General features: G+C 67.1%; 16 protein-coding genes and 1 pseudogene. 12 read left to right on the plus strand and 5 right to left on the minus strand.

Features of this window, described 5'->3' with window-relative positions; all coding sequences use genetic code 11:
• Positions 1 to 43 precede the first annotated feature (43 nt).
• Complete coding sequence (locus OG405_RS05850) at positions 44 to 676, minus strand: potassium channel family protein (RefSeq protein ID WP_327152234.1); 633 nt, start codon at positions 674 to 676, stop codon at positions 44 to 46.
• Between the two features lie 31 nt (positions 677 to 707).
• The gene (locus tag OG405_RS05855; RefSeq protein ID WP_327152235.1) at positions 708 to 2,030 is read right to left on the minus strand and encodes a TrkH family potassium uptake protein; all 1,323 of its coding nucleotides are present in this window, start codon (positions 2,028 to 2,030) and stop codon (positions 708 to 710) included.
• 420 nt (positions 2,031 to 2,450) lie between these two features.
• Here OG405_RS05855 and OG405_RS05860 point away from each other — a divergent pair, with 420 nt between their 5' ends.
• The 4 genes from OG405_RS05860 to OG405_RS05875 are packed head-to-tail and all read left to right on the plus strand — an operon-like array spanning position 2,451 to position 5,275.
• On the plus strand, positions 2,451 to 2,963 hold the full coding sequence (locus OG405_RS05860; RefSeq protein ID WP_327150601.1) for a GbsR/MarR family transcriptional regulator: 513 nt from the start codon (positions 2,451 to 2,453) through the stop codon (positions 2,961 to 2,963).
• A complete protein-coding gene (locus OG405_RS05865) occupies positions 2,960 to 3,823 on the plus strand; it encodes an ABC transporter ATP-binding protein (protein WP_327150602.1) in 864 nt (287 codons plus the stop codon). The genes OG405_RS05860 and OG405_RS05865 overlap by 4 nt, the downstream gene beginning before the upstream one ends.
• Positions 3,820 to 4,539 carry a fluoroquinolone export ABC transporter permease subunit gene (locus OG405_RS05870; protein ID WP_327150603.1) on the plus strand — a complete coding sequence of 240 codons (720 nt, stop codon included), beginning with the start codon at positions 3,820 to 3,822 and terminating at the stop codon, positions 4,537 to 4,539. The genes OG405_RS05865 and OG405_RS05870 overlap by 4 nt, the downstream gene beginning before the upstream one ends.
• A 1-nt stretch (position 4,540) precedes the next feature.
• Positions 4,541 to 5,275 (plus strand): ABC transporter permease, encoded by a 735-nt coding sequence (locus OG405_RS05875; RefSeq protein ID WP_327150604.1) that lies wholly within the window; start codon positions 4,541 to 4,543, stop codon positions 5,273 to 5,275.
• 133 nt (positions 5,276 to 5,408) lie between these two features.
• Here the strand turns inward: OG405_RS05875 and glyS are convergent, their stop codons facing one another.
• The 3 genes and pseudogenes from glyS to OG405_RS05890 form a co-directional block, all read right to left on the minus strand.
• Positions 5,409 to 7,937 (minus strand): glycine--tRNA ligase subunit beta, encoded by a 2,529-nt coding sequence (gene glyS / locus OG405_RS05880; protein WP_327150605.1) that lies wholly within the window; start codon positions 7,935 to 7,937, stop codon positions 5,409 to 5,411.
• A pseudogene (locus OG405_RS05885) lies at positions 7,909 to 8,292 on the minus strand (glycine--tRNA ligase subunit alpha); the annotation flags it as partial. The gene glyS and the pseudogene OG405_RS05885, both read right to left, overlap by 29 nt.
• 143 nt (positions 8,293 to 8,435) lie before the next feature.
• Positions 8,436 to 10,826, minus strand: coding sequence for a molybdopterin-dependent oxidoreductase (locus tag OG405_RS05890; protein WP_327150606.1), 2,391 nt, complete (start codon positions 10,824 to 10,826; stop codon positions 8,436 to 8,438).
• Between the two features lie 232 nt (positions 10,827 to 11,058).
• On the opposite strand from OG405_RS05890, the gene OG405_RS05895 reads away from it, so the two are divergent.
• From OG405_RS05895 to OG405_RS05930, 8 genes are all read left to right on the plus strand, one after another.
• Positions 11,059 to 11,643, plus strand: a complete 585-nt coding sequence (locus OG405_RS05895) for a biotin transporter BioY (RefSeq protein WP_327150607.1) — start codon at positions 11,059 to 11,061, stop codon at positions 11,641 to 11,643.
• On the plus strand, positions 11,636 to 12,757 hold the full coding sequence (locus OG405_RS05900) for an AMP-binding protein (protein ID WP_327150608.1): 1,122 nt from the start codon (positions 11,636 to 11,638) through the stop codon (positions 12,755 to 12,757). The genes OG405_RS05895 and OG405_RS05900 overlap by 8 nt, the downstream gene beginning before the upstream one ends.
• Positions 12,754 to 13,881: a thiolase family protein gene (locus tag OG405_RS05905; protein ID WP_327150609.1), complete on the plus strand. Its 1,128-nt coding sequence runs from the start codon at positions 12,754 to 12,756 to the stop codon at positions 13,879 to 13,881. Before OG405_RS05900 ends, OG405_RS05905 begins: the two co-directional genes overlap by 4 nt.
• A complete protein-coding gene (locus tag OG405_RS05910) occupies positions 13,878 to 14,558 on the plus strand; it encodes an energy-coupling factor ABC transporter ATP-binding protein (RefSeq protein WP_327150610.1) in 681 nt (226 codons plus the stop codon). Before OG405_RS05905 ends, OG405_RS05910 begins: the two co-directional genes overlap by 4 nt.
• Entirely contained in the window at positions 14,555 to 15,157 is a 603-nt protein-coding gene (locus OG405_RS05915) for an energy-coupling factor transporter transmembrane component T family protein (RefSeq protein WP_327150611.1), read from the plus strand. The genes OG405_RS05910 and OG405_RS05915 overlap by 4 nt, the downstream gene beginning before the upstream one ends.
• The gene (locus OG405_RS05920) at positions 15,150 to 16,520 is read left to right on the plus strand and encodes a class I adenylate-forming enzyme family protein (RefSeq protein ID WP_327150612.1); all 1,371 of its coding nucleotides are present in this window, start codon (positions 15,150 to 15,152) and stop codon (positions 16,518 to 16,520) included. The genes OG405_RS05915 and OG405_RS05920 overlap by 8 nt, the downstream gene beginning before the upstream one ends.
• Positions 16,521 to 17,616: 1,096 nt before the next feature.
• Positions 17,617 to 19,944 (plus strand): SulP family inorganic anion transporter, encoded by a 2,328-nt coding sequence (locus OG405_RS05925; protein ID WP_327150613.1) that lies wholly within the window; start codon positions 17,617 to 17,619, stop codon positions 19,942 to 19,944.
• Positions 19,945 to 20,334: 390 nt separating this feature from the next.
• A complete protein-coding gene (locus OG405_RS05930) occupies positions 20,335 to 22,644 on the plus strand; it encodes a bifunctional SulP family inorganic anion transporter/carbonic anhydrase (RefSeq protein WP_327150614.1) in 2,310 nt (769 codons plus the stop codon).
• Positions 22,645 to 22,703: the final 59 nt, after the last annotated feature.

Here is a 22,703-nt window from a genome sequence, read left to right on the forward strand (position 1 = left end):
CCCGCTCAGCGGCCGCGGGGCTCGCTCGTATGCCGCAGCGTTCTCAGGTGAGGTCGGCGAAGCGCTCCACTTCTTCGATGCGACCGGACACGATGAGCACATCACCGGCAGCGACCACGGTGTCGGCAGTGGCATAGGTGAATTCACCACCGCGGTGTTTGATTGCGACCACGGTGATATCGAAATGCTGCCGCAGGCCGCTGGCGGTCAGGGTTTTGCCGATGCTGGTCCGGGGTGCGCTGGTCTTGGCCATGGCGTAGTCGGTATCGAACTCGATGTAGTCGATCATCCGCCCGGTGACCAGATGCGCGACACGTTCACCCATATCGTGTTCGGGCAGCACCACGTGGTGGGCGCCGACACGTTGGAGGATCTGGCCGTGGCGGCGGCTGGTGGCCTTGGCCCAGATCTTGGGAATCCGGAAGTCGGACAGTAGTGACGTGGTCAGGATGCTGGCCTCCATGTTGCTGCCTATCCCCACCACGGCGTGCGGGAAGTCCGGGACGCCCAACTGGTCGAGTGCTTCCATATCCGTGGTGTCGGCGACCGCGACGTGGGTGAGCTCGTCGGAATACTGCTGAACCAGGATCGGATTGGAATCGATGGCCAAGACCTCCGAGCCGTGGGTGACCAGCTCCCGGGCCAGCGCACCGCCGAACCGGCCGAGACCGACCACCACGACGCGAGTGCCCTGTTTGCGAGGCGCCTTATCCGACAATGGGGCGCTCCTCGGGCAGTTCGTAGCGGCGGCCGCGGTCGCGCAACGCCAACGCTGTGGCCAGGGTGATCGGGCCGAGCCGCCCGATGAACATCAACACGATCAACACGATAAGCCCCGGATCCGGAATATCTGCGGTGATACCGGTCGACAAGCCCACCGTGCCGAACGCCGACACCACCTCGAACAGCACCGAGTCCAGGTCCATGCCGGTGATCGCCAACAACACCAGGGTGCCGATCACCACGGCGCCGCCGCCCAGCAGCACCACGGTGATCGCTTGGCGCTGCACCGAGGCAGCAAGCCTGCGTCCCATCACATGCACGGTCGGTTCACCCCGGATCTCGGCCATGATGACGAACGCCAGCAGCGCGAAGGTGGTCACCTTGATCCCGCCGGCGGTACCAGCGCTACCACCGCCGATGAACATCAGCACATCGTTGATCAGCAATGTTGATGAATGCATGGACCCCACATCGAGAGAGTTGAAACCGGCCGTGCGGGGCGTCAGACCGTGGAATCCGCCCACCAGCAACTTGTGTGCAGTACCCAACGGCCCCAAGGTGCCGGGGTTGGTCCACTCGAACGCGATCACCGCGACCACCCCGACCACACTCAACAAGGCGTAGGTGATCAGCGTGATTCGGGTGTGCAGCGACCACCGCCGCCAGCGAAAGCCACGCACCCGGTGCCGGCGCATCGACCGGGTGATTTCGAAGATCACCGGAAACCCCAAACCCCCGATCACCAGCGCCAGCGAAATCGGCACGATGATCCACGCGTCGGTGGCATACCGCACCAGGCTGTCCGAATACAACGCGAATCCGGCATTGTTGTACGCCGACACTGCGTGGAACACCCCCAAATACACCCCATGCCAACCGCGTTCCCCGTAACCGATCATGAACCGTGCCGCGAGTACGGCAGCTACCAGCGCCTCCACCAGAAGGCTCATCCGGATCACCCCGATGACCACCCGCCGGCTTTCCCCGAGCCGAACCGTCTTGGTCTCCGTTTGAGCGATCAGCTGCATCCGCAAACCCATCCGCCGCGCCACCAGCAACCCGAGCAGCGAAGCCAGCGTCATGATCCCCAGCCCGCCGACCTGGATCAATCCCAAGATCACCAGCTCACCGAACAGCGACCAATGACTCTCGGTGTCCACGACCACCAGGCCGGTCACGCACACCGCCGATACCGCAGTGAACAACGCCGTGACCGGAGCGGTGACCGATCTCGACTCCGCCGAGATCGGAAGTATCAACAGCAGTGTCCCCGCCACGGTGGCCGCGCCGAAGCCGAACACCACCAGCCGCGCCGGATGCCGCGGCTGGCGAAACCAGCTGCCGAGCCTGCGTGCTGTCTTGTGGCCGGGCAGCCTGCGAGCAGCGCTGGGTGTCGTGCGTGTAGTACTCAGGGCGTTCCTCTGTCCGGGCGGAGCGACTCTGGTCGCCGCCGCTGACGGGTGGACTCGGCGGAAGCTACTGCCATGCCCGGTCGACCGCAAGGCTGCGGGCCTACTGTGACGGACGCGCCGCGCATCGAGCCCGCTGTTCGGTGATACCGAGCTGCTCCGGTGTTCGGCCGTGTGTCGGGAAGCCCGGTCGGTGAGCATCATCGTGGTGTCATCCAGCCGCCCTTCGAGCAGCCAGATCGGTCAAATGTTTCAATAATAACTGAAACATTTGATACCTTTTGCTGTGCAAGCAGTTTCGTCACAGGATCGAGCAGAATGACCACCTCGCCGCACCGCACCGCACGGCACGAGTACGCCGACGAGATAGGCTTGTATTACGAGGAGCGCGGTCTGCCGCGCATCGCCGGACGTATCCTGGGCTGGCTGCTGGTCTGTGAACCGGCGCATCAATCCGCCGACCAACTCGCCGCCGAACTGGGCGTGAGCCGCGGTTCGGTCAGCATGTCGATGAAGCTGCTGCGCGCCAATGATGTCATCGACATCGTGGCCTTTCCCGGTGACCGCCGCACCTACTACCGGCTGCGCCCCGGTTTCTGGCTGGACGAGGCGTCCCAGAAGGCACGTCAGGCCGCCGAGTGGGTCGGGGTCGCCGAGCGCGGCCTCGAGCTGCTCGCCGATTCCCCACCCGAATCACGACGCCGCCTGCACGAGGCACGCGAGATGTACTCCTTCCTCGCCGAGCAATACGCCCGGATCGAAACCCTCTGGCACGAACGCCGGGCAAGCACCCCGACCACCTCTGACCCCAGATCGGAACACCAGTCATGAGTCACGTCATCGAAATCGACGGCCTCACCTTCACCTACCCCAAATCTGCCGAGCCGGCGGTTCGCGGCATCGACGTAGCCGTCGAGGCAGGGGAGATCTTCGGCTTTCTCGGCCCCTCCGGGGCGGGGAAGTCCACCACGCAAAAGATTCTCACCGGCCTGCTGACCGGTCACGGCGGCCGGGTTTCGGTGTGGGGCAAAGAGCCCGCCGCGTGGAAGTCCGAGTACTACGAGCGTATCGGGGTCTCTTTCGAGTTACCGAACCACTATCTCAAACTCACCGGACGCGAGAATCTGGAGTTCTTCGCCTCGCTGTACTCCGGCCCCACCGAAGATCCGATGCAGTTGCTGGAGCGTGTCGGTCTCGCCGAGGCCGCCGATACCCGGGTCGCCAAATACTCCAAGGGAATGCAGATGCGGCTGGTGTTCGTGCGGGCCCTGCTGCACCGCCCGCAGTTACTCTTCCTGGACGAACCGACATCCGGGTTGGACCCGGCGAACGCCCGGATTGTCAAGGACATCATCACCGAACTACGGGCCGAGGGCCGCACCGTCTTCCTGACCACGCATGACATGTCGACCGCCGACCAGCTGTGCGATCGGGTCGCCTTCGTCGTGGACGGCCGGATCGCCGCTTTGGCCTCGCCCACCGAACACAAACTCTCGCGGCATCGCCGCCAGGTCACCGTGACCTACCGGTCGGGCTCAGCCCTCGAGCACAAGGACTTTCCGCTGGACGGCCTGGGCGATGATCCAGCCTTCCGCGCTCTGCTGCGCGAGCAGCACATCGAATCGGTGCACAGCCAGGAAGCCAGCCTCGACGACGTGTTCATCGACATCACCGGCAGGGGCCTGCAATGAGCGTGCCCGGAAAACTGAAACAAGCCTTCGCGCTCGATCTCCGGCTGCAGGTCAAATACGGCTTCGTCTATGCCGCGGTGTTCTCCGCCCTGGTGTGGGAAGTGTTCCTGTATCTCATACCGGCCGATCTGCACCCGGTGGCGCTGCCGTACCTCGTCTTCGGCGACCTCGCCATCGTCGGCTTTTTCTTCATTGCCGCAGCGGTGTATTTCGAACGCGGCGAACGCACCTTGTTCGCCCTGCTGGTGACGCCGATGCGGTTCCGTGACTACTACACCGCCAAACTGGCCGCACTGACTCTGCTGAGCCTGCTGCTCTCACTCGTCATCGCGGTGTCCGGCGTCGGCCTGGACTTCGACCCGGTGACCTTCACCGTCGGAGTTGTCCTGTGCACGGTGCTGTTCTTGATGGGCAGCTTCGTCTCGGCGACCCCGTTCGACAACATCTCCGAATGGATCATGCCCTCCACGGTGGTTCTCACCTTCCTGTCGGTGCCACTGCTGAACTACTCGGGACTATGGGACAGCTACCTGACGTACCTCGTCCCCACCCAGGGCCCGCTCATGCTGTTGGGCAGCGCTTTCGACCAGACCACATTGCAACCGTGGCAGGTCGCCTACTGCGTTCTCTATCCGCTGGTGGCGGTCGGCGCGCTCGGCGTCGTCTCGCGCCGCATGTTCGATCGGCACATCGTCGCCTCTCAGGGAATGGAATGACATGGCCGCAGTAATGGCCGCCTACGGCCGCAACGATCTACGCAACATCCGTCGTGACTCCCTGCTCGTGGGTGTCTCGCTGGGCCCCCTCGGTTACGCGCTGGCCATGTGGTTCGTCCCCGCGCTGACCCGCTACCTCGATGACGAGTACGACTTCGACCTGACGCCTTATCACACGGTCATCGTCTCCGGGTTCGTTTTGATCGCCCCCTGCGCGGTACTCGGCTTCATCTGTGCCATGATCCTCATCGACGAAAAGGACCAGCGCACACTCGCGGCCCTGCGGGTGACTCCGGCCCCGCCCATGAGCTACCCCCTGTACCGAGCGGTGACGACCACTCTCGCCACGGCGGCGTCGCTGACCGTCGCGCTCTGGCTGACGTTCTTGGTACCCGCCCATCTGATCATCACCGCGATCCCGATCACGATCCTCTGCGGAATGAACGCGACCCTTGTCGGTCTGACGCTGGCCGCGCTGGCCCGCAACAAGGTGGAAGGGATGGCGCTCGCACGCGCCGTCGGCGGCGTACTGGTCGGACTACCTCTGGTCCCGTACTTCTTCGACGACAACTCCTACATGCTGCTGTTCGGCATACTGCCGACCTACTGGCCGGCCAAGGCCTACTGGGAAGCGGCGGACGGTGGCACGACGTGGCCGTACATCCTGTTCGGCGCCGTCTACTGCGGCCTGCTGTGCTGGTGGTTCCTACGACGACTCGGACGACAGAAGAACTGAACGTGTTACCGAAAAGAACTCGGAATGGCCGACGCCGGGGCGGCCTGCGCGTCGATGGACGAGCAACGCGGCGAACGAATGCCGGCGTCCGCGGTGAGGTCGTCGGGCGCGTCGCCGCCGCACACCGGAGCCCTCATGCTTGTCCAGTGCCGCGAGTCGGTTCTCCGTCCTGCTTCTGGAGCAACTGGTGAACCTCTCGCCAATCGATTCCGGCTGGAGCTATGTCCAGAACCGCGCCGAGTAGTCCGAGCCGGGCGGCACGATCGGCGGGGTCGTCGGCCATGACCAGGACTTCGCCGAAGAATGTGGTGAGCGGTTCGATCAGGGTGTGGCCGTGGCCGATCCATTCGGTCAGCGGCCTGCCGTCCGCTGGCGGGAGAGCGTTCAACGTGGTCATGAGTTGTTGTTCGGCGGTGCTGGTGAGTCGGGTGGTGTCGTAGCCGGCGGGCGCGTCGGCGGGCATTATGCGCATGATCCTTTGCAGCCCTTCGGCGAGAGCGCCGAATCGGTTGTCTGCACTGGCTGTTCGGATCTGGTCGATGAGATCGCCTGCTCGGTGTGGGGCTTGCGCGGAGGGGCGCACTGCGGCGATGAGTCCCGGGTCGACGGCTTCGTCGCGCAGTCGTTGCTCGTAGCGGATGGTGATGAGTTCCTCGGCGGTGGACAGGACAGTGGGGTCGACGGCGAGGCCCTGGCCGCGGAGCCCGTCGGCGGCGACCGCGAGGCCGGCGGGGATGGTGATGTCGACGAGTTCGGGGTGGTTGCGCAGGATCGCGAGTATTCCGGTGGCGGCGCGGCGCAGGCCGTAGGGATCGGCGCTGCCGGTGAGTTCGGCGCCGACTGCGAGCATCGCGACCAGGAGGTCGAAGCGGTCGGCCAGTGCCAGTAGCGCGCCGGGCGCGGTGGTGGGGAGGCTGTCTCCGTGGTGGCGGGGCAGCTCCGATTCCCATAGCGCGGTGGCCACGGGTTCGGGTTCGCCGGCTCTGTCCGCGTATTCGCGGGCCATGGTGCCTGCGAGGGATGTCATCTCGATCACCATCTGGGTGGCGAGGTCGAATTTCGCGAGGGCGCCGGCGCGGGCCAGCGTCGCCGAGTCGGTGGCCGAAAGGCCGGTGCGGCCGCCGAGCGCTGTGGCGGCTGCGGCGATGCGGTCGGCGCGGTCGGCCATGGTTCCGGCTTTCTCGTGGAACATCAGGGCCGCGAGCCGGGTCCGGAACTTGTCAGGGGTGACGGTGAGGTCGGCGGTCCAGAAGAACGCCGCGTCTTCGAAGCGGGCGCGGAGCACGTTTTCGTTGCCCTTGCGGACCGTCTCGGGGTCGCAGTCGCCGTTGGCCATCGTCACGAACACCGGCAGCAGGCCACCGGTGCCGCAGCGGACCGGGAGATAGCGCTGATGCTTGCGCATCACGGTGATCAGGATCTGTTCGGGCAGGTCCAAGTATTTCGGGTCGAAGCGACCGAGGATGCCGGTGGGGGATTCGACGAGGTTGGTGATTTCGTCGATCAAGGCGGCGTCGCCGTCGAGGTCGATGCGCCCGTCTTCGGTTTCGGCGAGGGCGGTGGCTGAGGATATGACACGGGCGCGGCGCTCGGAGGGGTCGATGACTATTCCGGCGGCCTCGAGTGTCGAGTGGTAGCTGTCCGCGGTGGGGATATCGAATATCGGTGTGGCGGAGTGGCGGTGGCCTCGGGTGCGGCGGCCCGCCGCCAAGGTGCCGGCGGTGACCGGGAGGACGTTGTCGCCGAGGAGCGCGGTGAGCCAGCGGATCGGGCGGGAGAAGCTCAGGGACGGATCGCGCCAGCGCATGTTCTTGTTCGCCCGCAACGACAGGGTGAGCCGAGACAGCACATCGGTGAGCACTACTGGTGCCGACCGGCCGGTGCGCATGCTCTCGACCGCGACGTGCTCGGTGCCGCTGACCTCGATACGTTGGAGCTCATCGGCCGAGACGCCCTTGGAGCGAAGGAAACCGGCGAGAGCGGGAGTGGGTTTGCCGTCGGCGTCATAGGCGGCGGTGACCTTCGGGCCGCGGCGTAGGTCCACGGTGTCGGGTTCGCGAGCGGCGACGCCTTCGACTCGCACGCTGATCCGGCGCGGGGTCGCCTGCACGATGATTTCGCCGTAGGGCAGGGCAGTGGCGTTCAGGAGGTCGGTGAGCGTGGTGTGCACGGCGGAGATACTCGCCGTCACGACATACGGCGGCAGTTCCTCGGTGCCGATCTCGAACAGCAGCACCGTATCCTGGGCCGAGACGATCGTGGCTGGATCGGCCGCGGGAGTGGCCTGTGGCGGCGGGCTGTGCATGCCGCGGGGATGGCCCGCCTGCTCGCGCAGGTTCGTCCACAGGGTGGCGATTTCACGGGATTGCCTGCGCATCACCGCGAACCATTTCGCGCGTTCCGCCGTGCTCACCGCACCGCGTGAATCCAGGATGTTGAACGCGTGGCTGGACTTGAGGACGTGCACATGGGCCGGGACCGGCAGTTGGGCGGCGATCATTCGGTCGGCTTCGGCCGAGTACGCGGTCAGTAGGTCGCGGGTGGTGTCGACATCGGCGTCGTCGAGGTAGTAGCGCGTCGAGCCGGACTTCCCAGCCCAGGCCCCAGGCACCGATCGCCGGTTGCGCCCAGTTGTCCTCGACGAACCGCACATCGTGGGCATCGAGGTCGATACCGAGCGCGGCCAGCGACCCCAGATAGAGCTCCTGTGGGTCGCCCGGTTCGGGTTTGAGGACGACCTGGAACTGGGTGTGGGTCTGTAGTCGGTTCGGGTTGTTGCCGTAGCGGGAGTCGTCGGGTCGCACCGACGGCTCGACATAGGCGACGTTCCAGGTTTCCGGCCCCAGCACGCTCAGCAACGTGGCCGGGTTCATCGTGCCGGCACCGACCTCGGTGTTGAACGGCTGACCCAACAGGCAACCTCGCTGCGACCAGTACGTCTGCAGGCGCAAGATCGCTTCCTGCATCGATACGGGGGCGGATGTGGTGTCGTCGTCGAGGGCAGCTACCTGGGCCATCACGAAATCCTATCGTTGCCGAGAGCGGGAATTCCCTGCGCTGCCTCCGGTCCCGGGGCGAGGGGCCCGGCAGGCGTCGGTAACCGCGCATCCACTGCGGGTGGGCCCGGTGGCGACTGCTCCCCTCGATATCGGCCTCGGGCTTATTCCTGGCCAGGAAGATTCTTCATATCCGTGTCGGTTGAGCGTCGCGTGGTGTGGAGGTCGAGTTGTTCGGCTGTGGTCAACTCCGGAAGCCGGTGGATCCGCAGGGGTGGGAGTTCGCCGACGTAGCGTTCGATCTGGACCAGGCAGCTGTTGGCCGAGGGGCCCTGGGCCAGCGAACTGGTACCTATGTCATCGGTCACGGTGTTCGGATTGCCGTGTATATCCAGTGAATCCGGGTCTGCTGGGTCCAGCGGGTCGTACCAGGCCCCGGTGGCCATGTGTACGACTCCGGGGCGGACGGCGTCGGTGAGCCGGAGGCCTGCCAGAAGGGCGCCACGGTCGTTGAAGACGCGGACGATATCGCCGTCGCGCAGGTCGCGGGCGGTGGCGTCGGCCGGGTGCATGCGCAGGGGTTCGCGGTCGTGGATCTTGGATTCCCGGCTGGTGGCCCCGTAGTCGAGTTGGCTGTGCAGGCGGGTCGCCGGCTGGTGGGAGAGCAGATGCAGCGGAAAACGTTGGGCACGTGGGCTGCCGAGCCATTCGCGGGCGGGAAACCAGGCCGGATGGCCGGGAGCGTCGGGGTAGCCGAAATCCGCGACGGTGCGGGAGAAGATCTCGATCCGGCCCGACGGTGTGGGCAGCGGGTGGCGATCCGGGTCGTCCCGGAATTGTTCGAGGACGTGCCGGCTCTCGGGGAGGGTCGGGCTCAGATCGATCGGTTGCCCGGAGCGGAACTCGGCGTAGCCGGGCAGACGGATATCGGCCGCGGCCGCATTGGCGGCGGTCGCCTGCCACAGGTGTTCCACCCACTGGCGCGCGGTGCGACCTTCGGTGAACCGCGGTCCGAAGCCCAGCCGGTCGGCGAGTGCGGCGAAGATCGAGTAGTCGTCGCGTGCCTGTCCGTAGGACGGTAGGGCGGGCAGCATGGGCGAGAGCCAGTGGTCGGTGCGGGAGGCGGCGAAATCCTCGCGCTCCTGGGCTGCTGTGCTGGGCAGCACGATATCGGCCAGGCGGGCGGTGGAGGTCCAGCTGATCTCGTTGACGACGACCGTCCGGGGACGGGCCCAGGCGCGGCGTAACCGGTTGAGGTCCTGGTGGTGGTGGAACGGATTGCCGCCGGCCCAGTAGATGAGATCGATTTCCGGGTAGGCGAGTACGCGGCCGTTGTAGTCGACGGTTTCGCCGGGACGTTCCAGCATTTCGGTGAGCCGCGCTACCGGAACCACGTCGGAGACGGGGTTCGTGGGTTGTGGGAGGGCGGCGATCTCGAACGGTAGGTAGCGCCGTCGCATGGCGTTCGTCATTCCGACGCCGGTACCCATGAGCACTCCGCCGCCGGGGAGGCCGATATGGCCGAGTGCGGCGGCGAGCGCCCAAGCGGCCCAATAGGTCTGCTCGCCGTGTTCGGCGCGCTGCAGGGCGTAGGGCAGTCCGATCACGCAACGTTCGCGGGCCAGCGACCGGGCGAGTTCACGGATCTCGTGCGCGGGAACCCCGGATAGGGTCGCCGCCCACTCCGGGGTTTTCGGCACTTCGTCGGCGCGACCCGTCACATACTCGGCGAAGCGGTCGAAACCGGTGGTGTAGCGGTCGAGGAAGGCGCGGTCGTGCAGATCCTCCACCACGAGGGTGTGCACCATGGCCAGCATGATCGCGGTATCGGTGCCGGGCCGGCACGGGATCCAGCGGGTCGTCGGCGCCGGGTCGAGATCGTCGCGGACCGGGCCGATATTGATCGTTTCGACGCCGGCGGTGCGCAGGGCCGCCAGGTGGTCGCGGTAGCGGTGGGCGCCGAAGCCGCCGGGGTTGACCTGTGCGTTCCGTGCCGCCGCGCCGCCGAAGAAGACGATGCGGGCACAGTGGCGGGCGATCTCCTCGGTGGTGGGGGACTGTCGTGCCGCGAAATAGGCGTTCATGCCGAGGACGTGGGGGATCGTCACCTCGGCGGCGGCGAAGGAATAGGTGTCGACCGAGGCGGTGTAGCCGCCGAACATTCGCAGGAAGCGATGGATCTGTCCCTGTGTGTGATGGAACCGGCCGGCGCTGGCCCAGCCGTAGGAGCCGCCGTAGATCGCGCGGTTCCCCGCCCGCTCCCGGGTCGACCGCAGCGCACCGGCGGCGATATCCAACGCTTCGTCCCAGCCGACCTCGACGAAAGGTTCCCGGCCCCGCATCGATGTATCGCTGTTCTCGCGGTCCCGGTAATAGCCGAGCCGGACGGCCGGTCGGGCGATGCGGTGATCGGGGTCGTGCAGTGCGGTGAGCGACCGGCCGATCGGGGAGGGATCGGGATCGTGTCCGGCGGGGGTGACGCGGAGTTCGCCGTCGCCGCCGCGGTCGATGAGGAAGTTCCCCCAGTGTGTCGCGGTCGGTATCGGCTGCGTCATGGTGGTCCTTCCGGGCGGTCCTGCGGCGATCCGGGTCATCGATCACCGTACGACCGGGGAATGCGTCGTGGATCGGGGGTGGGTCACGGACCGATCCGGTGCGAGCGTGCACACCGGTACCGTCTGTACGAGGGCGTACCGGACGATGGTTGCCGGGGGCACCCGAGGACGGCGATCTCGGCGATTGCTATCTTGAACGTCGTTCAAGTCTTGGTGTGGCGGAGGTATCGCGGTGAGCGGTGTCGAAAACGAGCGGATGCCGCGGGCCGGTATCACCGCGCGCGATATGGCACAGATCGCGGTGTTCGCCGCGTTGATCGCGGCACTCGGGTTACCGGGTGCCATCACGGTCGGGTTCAGCGGTGTCCCGATCACCGTGCAGACACTGGGTGTCGTGCTGGCCGGGGCGGTTCTGGGACCGCGTAAGGGAACGGCCGCCGTCGCGGTATTCATCGCGCTTACGATCATCGGGTTGCCGCTGTTGTCGGGCGGTCGCACCGGACTGACGGCACTGGCCGGCCCGAGCGCCGGATATCTGGTGGGCTGGATCCCGGCGGTGCTGTTCATCGGACTGCTCACTGCCCGGATCGTGCCGAAGTATCCGGTAGCGCCCGCGTTGCTGATCAACGCTCTCGGCGGCATCGTGGTCATCTATTTCTTCGGGACGGTCGGTTTGCTGCTGCGTACCGATATCGGGCTGTGGCCGGCGATCACCTCCAACGGGGTGTTCCTGCCCGGCGATCTGCTCAAGGTGGTCGTCGCGACGATGGTGGCCAAGGGCGTGCATCGTGCCTATCCCGGGCTGATCCGTGCCTAGCGACGAACTCGGTGGGGCCGGCGCGGCACCCGCACTCGATATCGGTGGACAGGTCCTGACCTACGCCGGCTTCGATCGCGCCGTCGACCGCTGGATCGACCGGTACGAACCGGGCCCCGCCGGATACGACGCGTCCACGCTGCCGCTCGCCGAGGCACTGGTCTGCGTCTGCGCCGCGGCCCGCCGCGGTGCGCCGGTCGCCGTCGAGGACCCTGCCGCGCGCCCGGTCCGGACCGAATGGCCGGATTCGGCGTTTCTGCTGGTCGCCACCTCTGGTTCGACCGGGCGGCCCCGTCCCCTGGCTCGTACGGCTGCCTCCTGGTACGACAGTTTCCCGGCCTTCACCGCTGTCACCGGTGTCACTGCCACCGACCGGGTGCTGCTCACCGGTCCGCTGCACGCGACCATGCATCTGTTCGGTGCCCTGCACACACTCTGGCGTGGGGCCTGTGTGACCGACGATCCACAGCGCGCCACCGTCGTGCACGCCGTCCCGGCGGTGCTGCGGGAGGTGGTGCGTACCGCGCCCGAACTGCGTACCGCGATCGTCGCCGGGATAGCCCCCGACCCCGGAGCGCTGGCGGCCGCCCGGCATCTGCGTGTGGTCGAGTACTACGGGTCCTCCGAGGTCTCCCTGGTGGCGGCGCGCCGCGTACCCGAACCGCTGCGGTTACTCGACGAGGTGGACGCCGAGATCCGCGACGGCCTGCTTTACGTGCGATCGCCCTATACGGTGCTCGGGGCGCCCGAATGGTTCTGCGTGGGCGATCTGGCAGTACTCGGGGACGACCGCGCGCTCGAGGTGCGCGGCCGCGGCGAGGCGGTGATCAATGTCGGCGGCACCACGGTCGTCGCCGAGGACGTGGAACGGGTCATCGGCGGTATCGACGGTGTGGTGGCAGCCGCGGTGATCGGTTCCGCGCATGTGGTGTTCGGTGAAACAGTCACAGCGGCAGTGCAATTGGACGGGGTCGAGGTCGACGACGTGCGGCGCCGGGCCCGGGCGCTGCTGAGCAGGGAAGCGATTCCGCGCCGCTGGGTCCGGGTCGGTGAGCTCCCCACCACGCCCGCCGGGAAGGTGGCCCGCGGCCGGTTGAAAGACTTGCTGGCGTGACTGCTGTTCCTGTTCTCGTCGCCGCGCGGCGCACCCCTATCGGCACCGCCGGTCACGGGTTCGCCGAGCTGACGGTGACCGATCTGGCCGCGCCGGTGCTGGCGGCCGTGGCAGACTCGTTGCGGGCGGACGGGGTCGACGACGAGATCGACGATGTGGTGCTCGGTAACTGTCTCGGTCCAGGAGGGGACCCGGCGCGGGTCGCGGCGCTGGCGGCCGGGCTCGGGGTGCACGTACCCGGGGTGACCGTCGACCGGCAGTGCGGTTCCGGGCTCGACGCGGTGATGCAGGCGGCGCTGCGGGTCCGCAGTGGCGGCGACGAACTGATCCTGGCCGGTGGCGTCGAATCGGCGAGTACCGCGCCGTGGCGGTTCTGGCCGCCGGAGTCCGAGCGCGAAGCCGTGCGCTATACCCGGGCCCCCTTCGCCCCCGACGGTTTCCCGGATCCGGATATGGGTGTCGCGGCCGACGATCTCGCTCGTATCCGCGGTATCGGCCGGGAACGCCAGGACGCCTATGCGGCGCGTTCTCATACCCGTGCCGCGGCCGCCGATTTCGGCGCGGAGATCGTTCCGGTGGCCGGGGTGAGCCTTGACCAGCGCATCCGCCCGGGAATGACCGCGCAACGGCTGGCCCGATTGCGGCCCAGCTTCGGGACCGAGGGAACCGCGACGGCGGGTAACTCGTGCGGTATCTCCGACGGAGCGGCCGTAGTGGCCGTGACGAGCGAGGCGCGGGCGGGTGGCCTGCCCGCGTTGCGGATCCTCGGCTCGGCGGTGAGCGGGTCGGATCCCGCGCTGCCCGGGCTGGGGCCGGTTCCGGCGATCCGCAAGGTGTTGCGCCGTACCGGACACTCGGTCGCAGACCTCGGAATCGTCGAGATCACAGAGGCTTTCGCGTCGGTGGTGCTGGCTGTCTCCGACGAACTGGGCCTGGACGAATCGGTGCTCTGCCCCGAAGGCGGCGCGATCGCCATGGGCCACCCCTGGGGCGCCTCCGGCGCGGTCCTGCTGGTGCGGTTGGCGAGCCAGATGCTGCGACCGGACGGGCCACCGCTCGGGCTGGCGGCCTGTGCCATCGGTGGCGGGCAGGGAATCGCCGTACTCGTGGAGCGGGTGGGATGAGCGAGATCGTTTTCGACGGAGTGAGCCACCGCTACGGTGAACGCCGGGTGCTGTGCGAGGTGGATCTGCGCATCACCGAACGCCGGGTCGGCATCATCGGCGCCAACGGGTCGGGGAAGTCGACCCTGGCGCGAATGATCAACGGCCTGCTGACGCCGACCTCGGGCACCGTGACGGTCGACGGTATCGATGCGTCGCGAAAGGGCGCCAAGGTCCGGCGCAAGGTGGGGTTCGTCTTCACCGACCCGGATTCGCAGATCGTCATGCCGACGGTCGCCGAGGATCTGGCGTTCTCGCTGCGACGCACCGGTCTCGGCAGAACCGAGATCGCCGAGCGGGTCGCTGCGATGCTGGACCGGTTCGGCCTGGCCGCGCACGCCGAGCATCCGTCCCATCTGTTGTCGGGCGGGCAGAAGCAGTTGCTCGCGTTGGGTGCCGTACTGATCCGGCGTCCCGAGGTGATCGTCGCCGACGAACCGACCACGCTGCTGGATCTACGCAATGCCCGCGCTGTCGCCGCCGCGCTGGATTCGGTCGACCAGCAGGTGATCGTGGTGACCCATCAGCTCGGACTGCTCGACAGCTTCGAACGCGTGATCGTCGTCGACGACGGCGCGGTGGTGTTCGACGGCACTCCCGCCGCGGCGGTGCCGGCCTATCGGGAGCTGATCGAGTGATCGGGCTGTACCTACCCGGCCATTCGCTGCTGCACCGCACTCCCGCCGGGGTGAAACTGCTGGTGCTCGTGGTGGTTATCGTGGCGGCCACCGTTCTGGTGCGCACGCCCGCCCATGTCGGGGTGCTCGCCGTGATCGTCGCGGGGCTGTTCGCGCTCGCCCGAATCCCGTGGCGGGTGGCTCTGGCGCAGTTACGGCCGATGGTCTGGATGCTGGCACTCATCGCCGTGGTCCAGGTGCTGACGACCTCACCCGCGCGCGCTGCGGTGGTATGCGGACTGCTGCTGATCTCGGTCGCGCTCGCGGCGCTGGTCACCCTCACGACCCGGATCACCGATATGTTGGACGCCGTCACTCGCGTGCTCGGCCCGCTGCGGCATATCGGAGTCGACCCGGAGCGGATCGGCCTGTTGCTGGCACTGGCCATCCGCTGTGTGCCGTTGCTGGCCGGGATCGTGCGGGAGGTGGCGGACGCGCGCCGGGCCAGAGGGCTGCAGTGGTCGGTCACCGCGCTGGCGACTCCGGTACTGGTCCGGGCCCTGCGCACCGCCGATGCGATGGGTGATGCGCTGGCCGCTCGTGGTGTGGACGATGACTGAGCTGCTCGCCGACCGGATCGAGCGGCAGGCGGCCCGGGATCCGTCGGCGACTGCCGTCGTCGCTGTCCGGGACCGGATCTGCTACGGCGAGTTCTGGGACCGGGTCCGCCGTACCGCCGCGGGACTCGACGGCGCGGGACGAGTGGCCGTACTACCCACCTCCGATATCGACTCGCTGGTCACGGTCACGGCGGCGATGTACGCCGGGGTCGGTGTGGTGTTGCTGCACCGCCATCTGCTGCCACGGCAGCTCGACCGAGTGCTGCGACTGACCCGTCCGGCGCAGGTGTGTGCCGCGGCCGGACATCCGCGCCTGCTGCGCCGTCTGGGCTGGGCGGGGCCGATCCGTGCCCCCGCGGACCTGGAATCGGACGGGCCGGTCGGCCCGGCGCGGCCCGACGGTGAGCTGCTGGTCGGGATCACCTCCGGGACCACCGGTGAACCGAAACTGTTCGTCCGCGATCAGCGGTCCTGGGCGGCGACCCTCGACCGCTCCGACGCGACCTTCGATATCGGCGCGGGCGATCGGGTCTCGGCGCCCGGCGTGCTCGACCACACCCACTTTCTCTACGGCGCGCTGCACGCGCTGACGCGGGGCGCGGCAGTCGATCTGCGCCCGGTCGCCACGGCGCTGGCCGATCGGCCGACGCATCTGTACGCGGTACCCGCCATCGCCTGGGATGTGGTGCGCTCGGTCGCGGGGCCGGTCGACAGCGTGCGCGAGGTGTTGTCCTCGGCGGCACGCTGGCCGCGGCCGGGACGTGCGGCGTTGCGCGAGGTGCTGCCCGCAGCCACCCTCACTCATTTCTACGGGGCCTCGGAGCTGAGCTTCGTCTCCTTCGACCGCGGTCTCGGCGATACCGACGAGAGTGCGGCGGGCGAACTGTTCGACGGTGTCGAGGTGCGGATCCGCGACGGCCGTGTCCACGTGCGCAGCGATATGGTCTTCACCGGGTACCTGACCGAGGCGGGCACGGTCGACGGTCCGGTCGACGGCTGGTTCTCCGTCGGTGACCGGGGGGCGTTGTCGGGCAACAGGTTACGTCTGTTCGGGCGCGACGGTGAGATGCTGATCCGTGGGGGCCTGAATGTGGAGCCGGCGGCGGTGGAAGCCGCGCTGGCCGCGATCCCGGGTGTCGCCGAGTCCGCGTGTATCGGGATCGCCGACGAGCGCTGGGGCCAGGTGCCGGTGGCCGCCGTCGTGGTGACCCGCGCCGGGCCGGGTCCCGAGGAGATCCGGAAGCGGCTGCGCGCGGTACTCCCGAGCCCGAGTATGCCGGACCGGATCCGGGTGGTGGATCGGCTCCCGCGGACGCCCCGGGGCAAAGTGGACCGCACCGCGTTGGCCTCCCTCTTCGATTGAAGCCGGGTCGGGCGGATGCTATCGATCAACTGCCGGACGCGCTGCCCGAGATCCGCCTGACCGTACCGGCCGACGAATCGACTTGGTGGCCGTGCTCTTTCCACCGTTCACTCACCGCGCCGGCGGTGGTCTTCCGCGTCGGCGCTACTGCGGAGACCGGCGCCATAGAACCGTTCGACCGGCCGCGCCGAGGGAACGTCGACCCGGCGTATACCCGACCGTTGCCACGGCTGCGAGTTCGACGCCGGGTGCACCAATTGATGTGCCGGTCGCAGAGTTTCGAGTGTGAAGGGCTCTGGTGGTCGAGGTGCGGTCTCGCGAACGTAGAGCGGATCCGACACGCCCATCGGCCACCGGTGGAAAGTCGTCGGTGGCCGTCCGAGAGATGTCCGGCAGCCCCGGACTCGGCGCTCGACGTGGGGCCCGGGGCCCGGTGGGGCCCGGAACCCGGGCGCCGAGCGCGCACCGGTGAATCCAGTCGGTAAATATTGTGTTTCCGCTGGTCGAAGCGCGGCACTGGTCGATAGAGTCGCATATATCCATCGAAGCGGATCGATCGTACCGATGGTCCGGTCACATGGGGGTGACGTCGGGGCGACCTGGTTCACCGAGTCTCAGTGACACGTATCGGTTGGGTAGCGATTGTCGTTTTCGTCTCACTACCTCTATTGTCGAACTTGGGTAGTTCTTTACTATATGTGGAGCTGGACTGTGGCTTCTCGCACCGATGGGATGTCACGAGCGCCGCGGTGACGGTGAACCGGAAGAGTATGCCCGATCGCTGTTCGCGGTGCTTCGATCAGCTGTCCTGCATGGGTTTTCAACGGTATTCTGATAGTCGAGCCCGCTCGTTCGATGTGGTTCCGATGGCGAGATCGCTGCCGCTCGGTCTTCGTGGTGGCGCTGTCGCAGACTGTGCTGGTCCTTCTTAAGCTTTGCTAAGGCTTTACCAATACCATAGCGAGGGTTTAAAACTCGGCTCGTTGCCGTGCCGAGGACCTGCTTCACCGCGAGATGCCGGTTCGCGGTCTGTGCCCGACTGGACATGTTGATCGTCAACCGACCTCGGCCCGCGCCGAGTCGGCGAAGGAGACCAATGGCAACCAATAGCCCGAATTCCCCTGCGTCGCCGCTTGGATCGGGCTCGTCCGTATCTACGGCCGAGCCCGGATCCCGTTTACCTTCCCTGGACCTGAACTCGATCCTGCGCCACGATGTCCCGGCCTCGATCGTGGTCTTCCTTGTCGCGCTACCCCTGTCCATCGGTATCGCGATCGCCTCCGGCGCCCCGGTGGCCGCCGGACTCATCGCCGCCGTCGTCGGCGGTATCGTCGGCGGTGTACTCGGCGGCTCCGCTCTACAGGTGAGCGGCCCCGCTGCCGGCCTCACCGTGGTCGTCGCCGAATCCATTCATCAGTTCGGCTGGCGCGTAACATGTTTCATCGTCGCCGCCGCCGGCATACTCCAGATCCTTTTCGGCTTGAGCCGGGTCGCCCGCGCCGCTCTCGCGGTCGCGCCGGTCGTGGTGCATGCCATGCTCGCGGGTATCGGGATCACCATCGCGCTCCAGCAGCTGCATGTGCTGCTCGGCGGTGAATCCAGCAGCGCCGCGTGGGCGAACATCACCGAACTGGCGGGCCGGCTCGGCTCGGCAAACGGTCCCGCGGCGGTCCTCGGGGTGACCGTTATCGTCATCATGCTGGGCTGGAATCACCTGCCCGAGCGCGTGAAGGTGGTGCCCGGGGCGCTGGTGGCCATCGTGGTGGCGACCGGGCTATCTCTGGTGTTGTCGCTGGACGTGAAGCGGGTCGCGCTGGACGGTTCGCTGTTCGATGCGATCGCCTTGCCCGGTCTGCCGCACGGTGATTGGGCCGCCGTGGCCATGATGATCCTCACCGTGGCGCTGATCACCAGTGTGCAGAGTCTGCTGTCGGCCGTAGCGATCGACAAGATGCACACCGGGCCGCGCACGGATTTCGATCGCGAGATGATCGGTCTCGGGTCGGCGAACGTATTCGCCGGACTGCTCGGCGGCCTGCCCGTAGCCGGCGTCATCGTGCGTAGCTCAACCAACGTGGCCGCGGGCGCCCGCAGCCGGGCTTCGGCGATCCTGCACGGTGTCTGGGTGCTGGTGTTCTCGGTGGCCCTGGTGTCGCTCGTGGAACAGATCCCGTTGGCCGCGCTGGCCGGATTGTTGATCGTCATCGGTATGCAACTGGTCAAACTGGCGCATATCCGGCTCGCGCACCGCACCGGCGATCTCCTCGTCTACGCGGTGACGCTGGGCGCGGTGGTGTTCTTGAATCTGCTGCAAGGTGTGCTCATCGGCTTGGCGCTGGCGTTCGCGCTGTTGATCTGGCGGGTCGTGCGGGTCGCGGTGACGGCCGAACAGATCGGTGGCACCGACCGCTGGCTCGTGCGGATCGATGGATCGTGCACGTTCCTTTCCCTGCCGAAACTGTCGACAACTTTCGCTGCCGTCCCGCGGGGCGTCGCGGTGACGGTGGAACTCACCGTGGATTTCCTCGACCACGCGGCCTACGACGCCATCACCGATTGGGCCCGGCAGCACGAGAGCAATGGTGGCACAGTTGATTTCGTGGAGATCGGTGCCTCTCGGATGGCGAGGGCGCAGGATGCTCCGCCCTCGCGGGGTATGGGCCGGGTCGCGCTCGACGATGTACTCGGGCCCTGGCGGGCCGACCGCAACGGTGCGTCGACCGGATCGGCCGGCAACGGTGATCCACTGGCCAGCGGGATCGCGGCCTACCACCGCAGCCGTGCCCATCTGGTGCGGTCGCATCTGGACGAGTTGCGGGACGGGCAGGATCCCGAATCCTTCTTCCTGACCTGCTCGGATTCGCGGATCGTGCCCAATGTGATCACCCACAGCGGCCCGGGCGATCTGTTCACGGTGCGCAATGTCGGCAATCTGGTGCCGGAACAGGGCGACGCTTCGGTGGAGGCCGCGCTGGTCTTCGCCCTCGAAAAACTCAACGTTCGCACCGTGGTGGTCTGCGGCCATTCGTCCTGTGGGGCGATGGGCGCCCTGCATTCGGGTGAGTCGGCGGGACCGGGCATCGACCGGTGGCTCGAACACGGGCAGCCGAGCCTCGCGCGCTACCGGGCCGGGCACGTGGTGGGCGCCGCGGCGGCGGCGGCCGGATTCGGTCCGGTGGAACAGTTGAGCATGGTGAACATCGCGGTTCAGTTGGAGAACCTGCGGCGGCATCCGTCGGTCCGGCGGGCCGTCGCGGAGCGTGGACTCACCGTCTCGGGACTGTTCTTCGATATCGCCAGTGCCCGGCTGATCGAGGTGGGTGTGGAGGGGATCGCTTCCATCGAGGACTCGGACGGACTGCTGGCGCAATTGCAGCGCGAACCGGCGTCGGCGGGGACCGGATGTGGGGTGGTTCGGGCATGACCTCGGGACTCATGGCTTCGCCACGTGCGCCACCGGCAATGCCGAAAAGTCGGTGACGGCGGGATCGAGTCGCCTACGGGACGGTCGTCGGTTCCGGCCATCCGTTCGATAGCGTCCGTGCACTCGTAATGTTCTGCATCACATCCTTTTTCGGAATAGGCCACCAGGAGCTGATCGGACGATGTGGTTGCGCGCGTTATCGCCAGCGGTGGGGGTTTCTTCTCAGATTTTGATAAGTCATTACCCTTACTATGGGAGCGGTTTATAACTCGGCCCGTTGGTGTGCCGAGTACGTAGTTCACCGCGAGATGCCGGTTCGCGGTCTGTGTCCACGCGGACATGTCGATCGTCGACCGACCTCGGTTCCGGCCGGGCTCGCGAAGGAGAATCATGGCAACCCAGAGTACGAATTCTTCCGGGCCAGATGCTGGTTCGGGCCCGGACGGGCCCGAGTCCGCTGGGTCCGGATCCAGAACCGGCCCGCCCTGGCTGACCTCGATCCTGCGTCACGATGTTCCGGCCTCGATCGTGGTCTTCCTTGTCGCGCTACCACTTTCGCTCGGCATCGCCATCGCGTCCGGCGCGCCCGTCGCCGCCGGACTCATCGCCGCCGTCATCGGCGGTGTGGTCGCCGGTGCGCTCGGCGGCTCCGCCCTCCAGGTGAGCGGCCCGGCCGCGGGACTCACCGTGATCGTCGCCGAATCGATACATCAATTCGGTTGGCGAGTAACCGGATTCATCGTCGTCGCGGCCGGATTGCTGCAGATACTGTTCGGCTTGAGCCGGATCGCTCGCGCGGCTCTCGCGGTGGCGCCGGTAGTGGTGCACGCCATGCTCGCCGGAATCGGCATCACCATCGCACTGCAACAGTTACACGTACTGCTCGGTGGCGAATCCAACAGCACCGCGTGGACCAATATCACCGAACTCCCCGCCCAGCTGGCTTCGTTGCACGGACCGGCCGTCTTCCTCGGCGTGGTCGTCATCGCCATCATGCTCGGCTGGAAGTACCTCCCCGCGCGAATCAAGATGGTTCCCGGCGCCCTGGCCGCGATCCTGGTCGCCACCCTGCTGTCGCTGGGGTTCTCGCTCGACGTCAAGCGGGTCGCGCTGGACGGTTCGTTGTTCGATGCGATCGGGCTGCCCGAACTGCCCCGCAGCGACTGGGCCGGGGTCGTGGTGATGATCCTGACCTTCGCGCTCATCGCCAGTGTGGAGAGCCTGCTCTCGGCCGTCGCGATCGACAAGATGCACACCGGGCCGCGCGCCGACTTCGACCGCGAAATGATCGGCCAGGGTTCGGCGAACGTGCTGTCGGGCCTGCTCGGTGGCCTGCCCGTCACCGGCGTCATCGTGCGTAGCTCCACCAATGTCGCGGCCGGTGCGCGCAGCCGCGTCTCGGCCGTACTGCACGGTGTCTGGGTGCTGGTGTTCTCGGTGGCCCTGGTGTCACTGGTGGAACAGATCCCGTTGGCCGCGCTGGCCGGTCTGTTGATCGTCATCGGTGTGCAGCTGGTGAAAATGGCGCATATCCGGCTCGCGCACCGCACCGGCGATCTCCTCGTCTACGCGGTGACGCTGGGCGCGGTGGTGTTCTTGAATCTGCTGGAAGGTGTGCTCATCGGCTTGGCGCTGGCGTTCGCGCTGTTGATCTGGCGGGTCGTGCGGGTCGCGGTGACGGCCGAACAGATCGGTGGCACCGACCGCTGGCTCGTGCGGATCGATGGATCGTGCACGTTCCTTTCCCTGCCGAAACTGTCGTCCACCTTCGCGAAGGTTCCGCAGGGCACCGCGGTGACGGTGGAGATGACCGTCGACTTCCTCGACCACGCGGCCTACGACGCCATCACCGATTGGGCCCGGCAACACGAGAGCAATGGTGGCACGGTCGATTTCGTAGAGATCGGTGAAGCACGGATGGCCCGGGCGGAGGCGGCGCCGCCGTCACGCAGTCTGGGCCGGGTGGTGCTCGACGATGTACTCGGGCCCTGGCGGGTAGACCGCGCGGGCGCGGCGACCGGATCGGCCGGCAACGGTGATCCGCTGGTCAGTGGGATCGCGGCCTACCACCGCGGTCACGCGCATCTGGTGCGGTCGCATCTGGACGAGTTGCGGGATGGGCAGGATCCCGATTCCTTCTTCCTGACCTGCTCGGATTCGCGGATCGTGCCCAATGTGATCACCAACAGCGGTCCCGGCGATCTGTTCACCGTCCGCAATGTCGGCAATCTGGTGCCCGAACAGGGCGACGACTCGGTGGAGGCCGCGCTGGTCTTCGCGCTGGAGAAGCTCAATGTGCGGTCCGTGGTGGTCTGCGGCCATTCGTCCTGTGGGGCGATGGGCGCCCTGCATTCGGGTGAGTCGGCGGGACCGGGCATCGACCGGTGGCTCGAACACGGGCAGCCCAGTCTGGAGCGGTACCGGGCCGGAGATGCGGTCGGCCGGGCCGCCGAATCCGCCGGTTTCGGTCCGGTGGAACAGTTGAGCATGGTGAACATCGCGGTTCAGTTGGAGAACCTGCGGCGGCATCCGTCGGTTCGGCGGGCCGTCGCGGAGCGTGGACTCACCGTCTCGGGACTGTTCTTCGATATCGCCAGTGCCCGGGTCATCGAGGTCCGGGGCGACGGCATCGCTCCCATCGAGGACAACGACGGCCTACTGGCGCAGTTACAGAGAGAACCGGCGCAGAGCTCCCGGTGATGTCCGCGAACCCGACCCGCCCGGATACTCCGGGCGGGTCGCGTCCGCCCAGCCGGAAG

Source organism: Nocardia sp. NBC_01329, from assembly GCF_035956715.1.
Lineage (GTDB): Bacteria > Actinomycetota > Actinomycetes > Mycobacteriales > Mycobacteriaceae > Nocardia.

Bases quoted from the DNA above. Each gene is read 5' to 3' on its own strand.
- OG405_RS05875 (WP_327150604.1), top strand. From the start codon at position 4,541: ATGGCCGCAGTAATGGCCGCCTACGGCCGCAACGATCTACGCAACATC.
- OG405_RS05865 (WP_327150602.1), top strand. From the start codon at position 2,960: ATGAGTCACGTCATCGAAATCGACGGCCTCACCTTCACCTACCCCAAA.
- OG405_RS05920 (WP_327150612.1), top strand. From the start codon at position 15,150: ATGACTGAGCTGCTCGCCGACCGGATCGAGCGGCAGGCGGCCCGGGAT.
- OG405_RS05890 (WP_327150606.1), bottom strand. From the start codon at position 10,826: ATGACGCAGCCGATACCGACCGCGACACACTGGGGGAACTTCCTCATC.
- OG405_RS05930 (WP_327150614.1), top strand. From the start codon at position 20,335: ATGGCAACCCAGAGTACGAATTCTTCCGGGCCAGATGCTGGTTCGGGC.
- OG405_RS05870 (WP_327150603.1), top strand. From the start codon at position 3,820: ATGAGCGTGCCCGGAAAACTGAAACAAGCCTTCGCGCTCGATCTCCGG.
- OG405_RS05860 (WP_327150601.1), top strand. From the start codon at position 2,451: ATGACCACCTCGCCGCACCGCACCGCACGGCACGAGTACGCCGACGAG.
- glyS (WP_327150605.1), bottom strand. From the start codon at position 7,937: ATGCCCACGATGTGCGGTTCGTCGAGGACAACTGGGCGCAACCGGCGA.
- OG405_RS05910 (WP_327150610.1), top strand. From the start codon at position 13,878: ATGAGCGAGATCGTTTTCGACGGAGTGAGCCACCGCTACGGTGAACGC.
- OG405_RS05925 (WP_327150613.1), top strand. From the start codon at position 17,617: ATGGCAACCAATAGCCCGAATTCCCCTGCGTCGCCGCTTGGATCGGGC.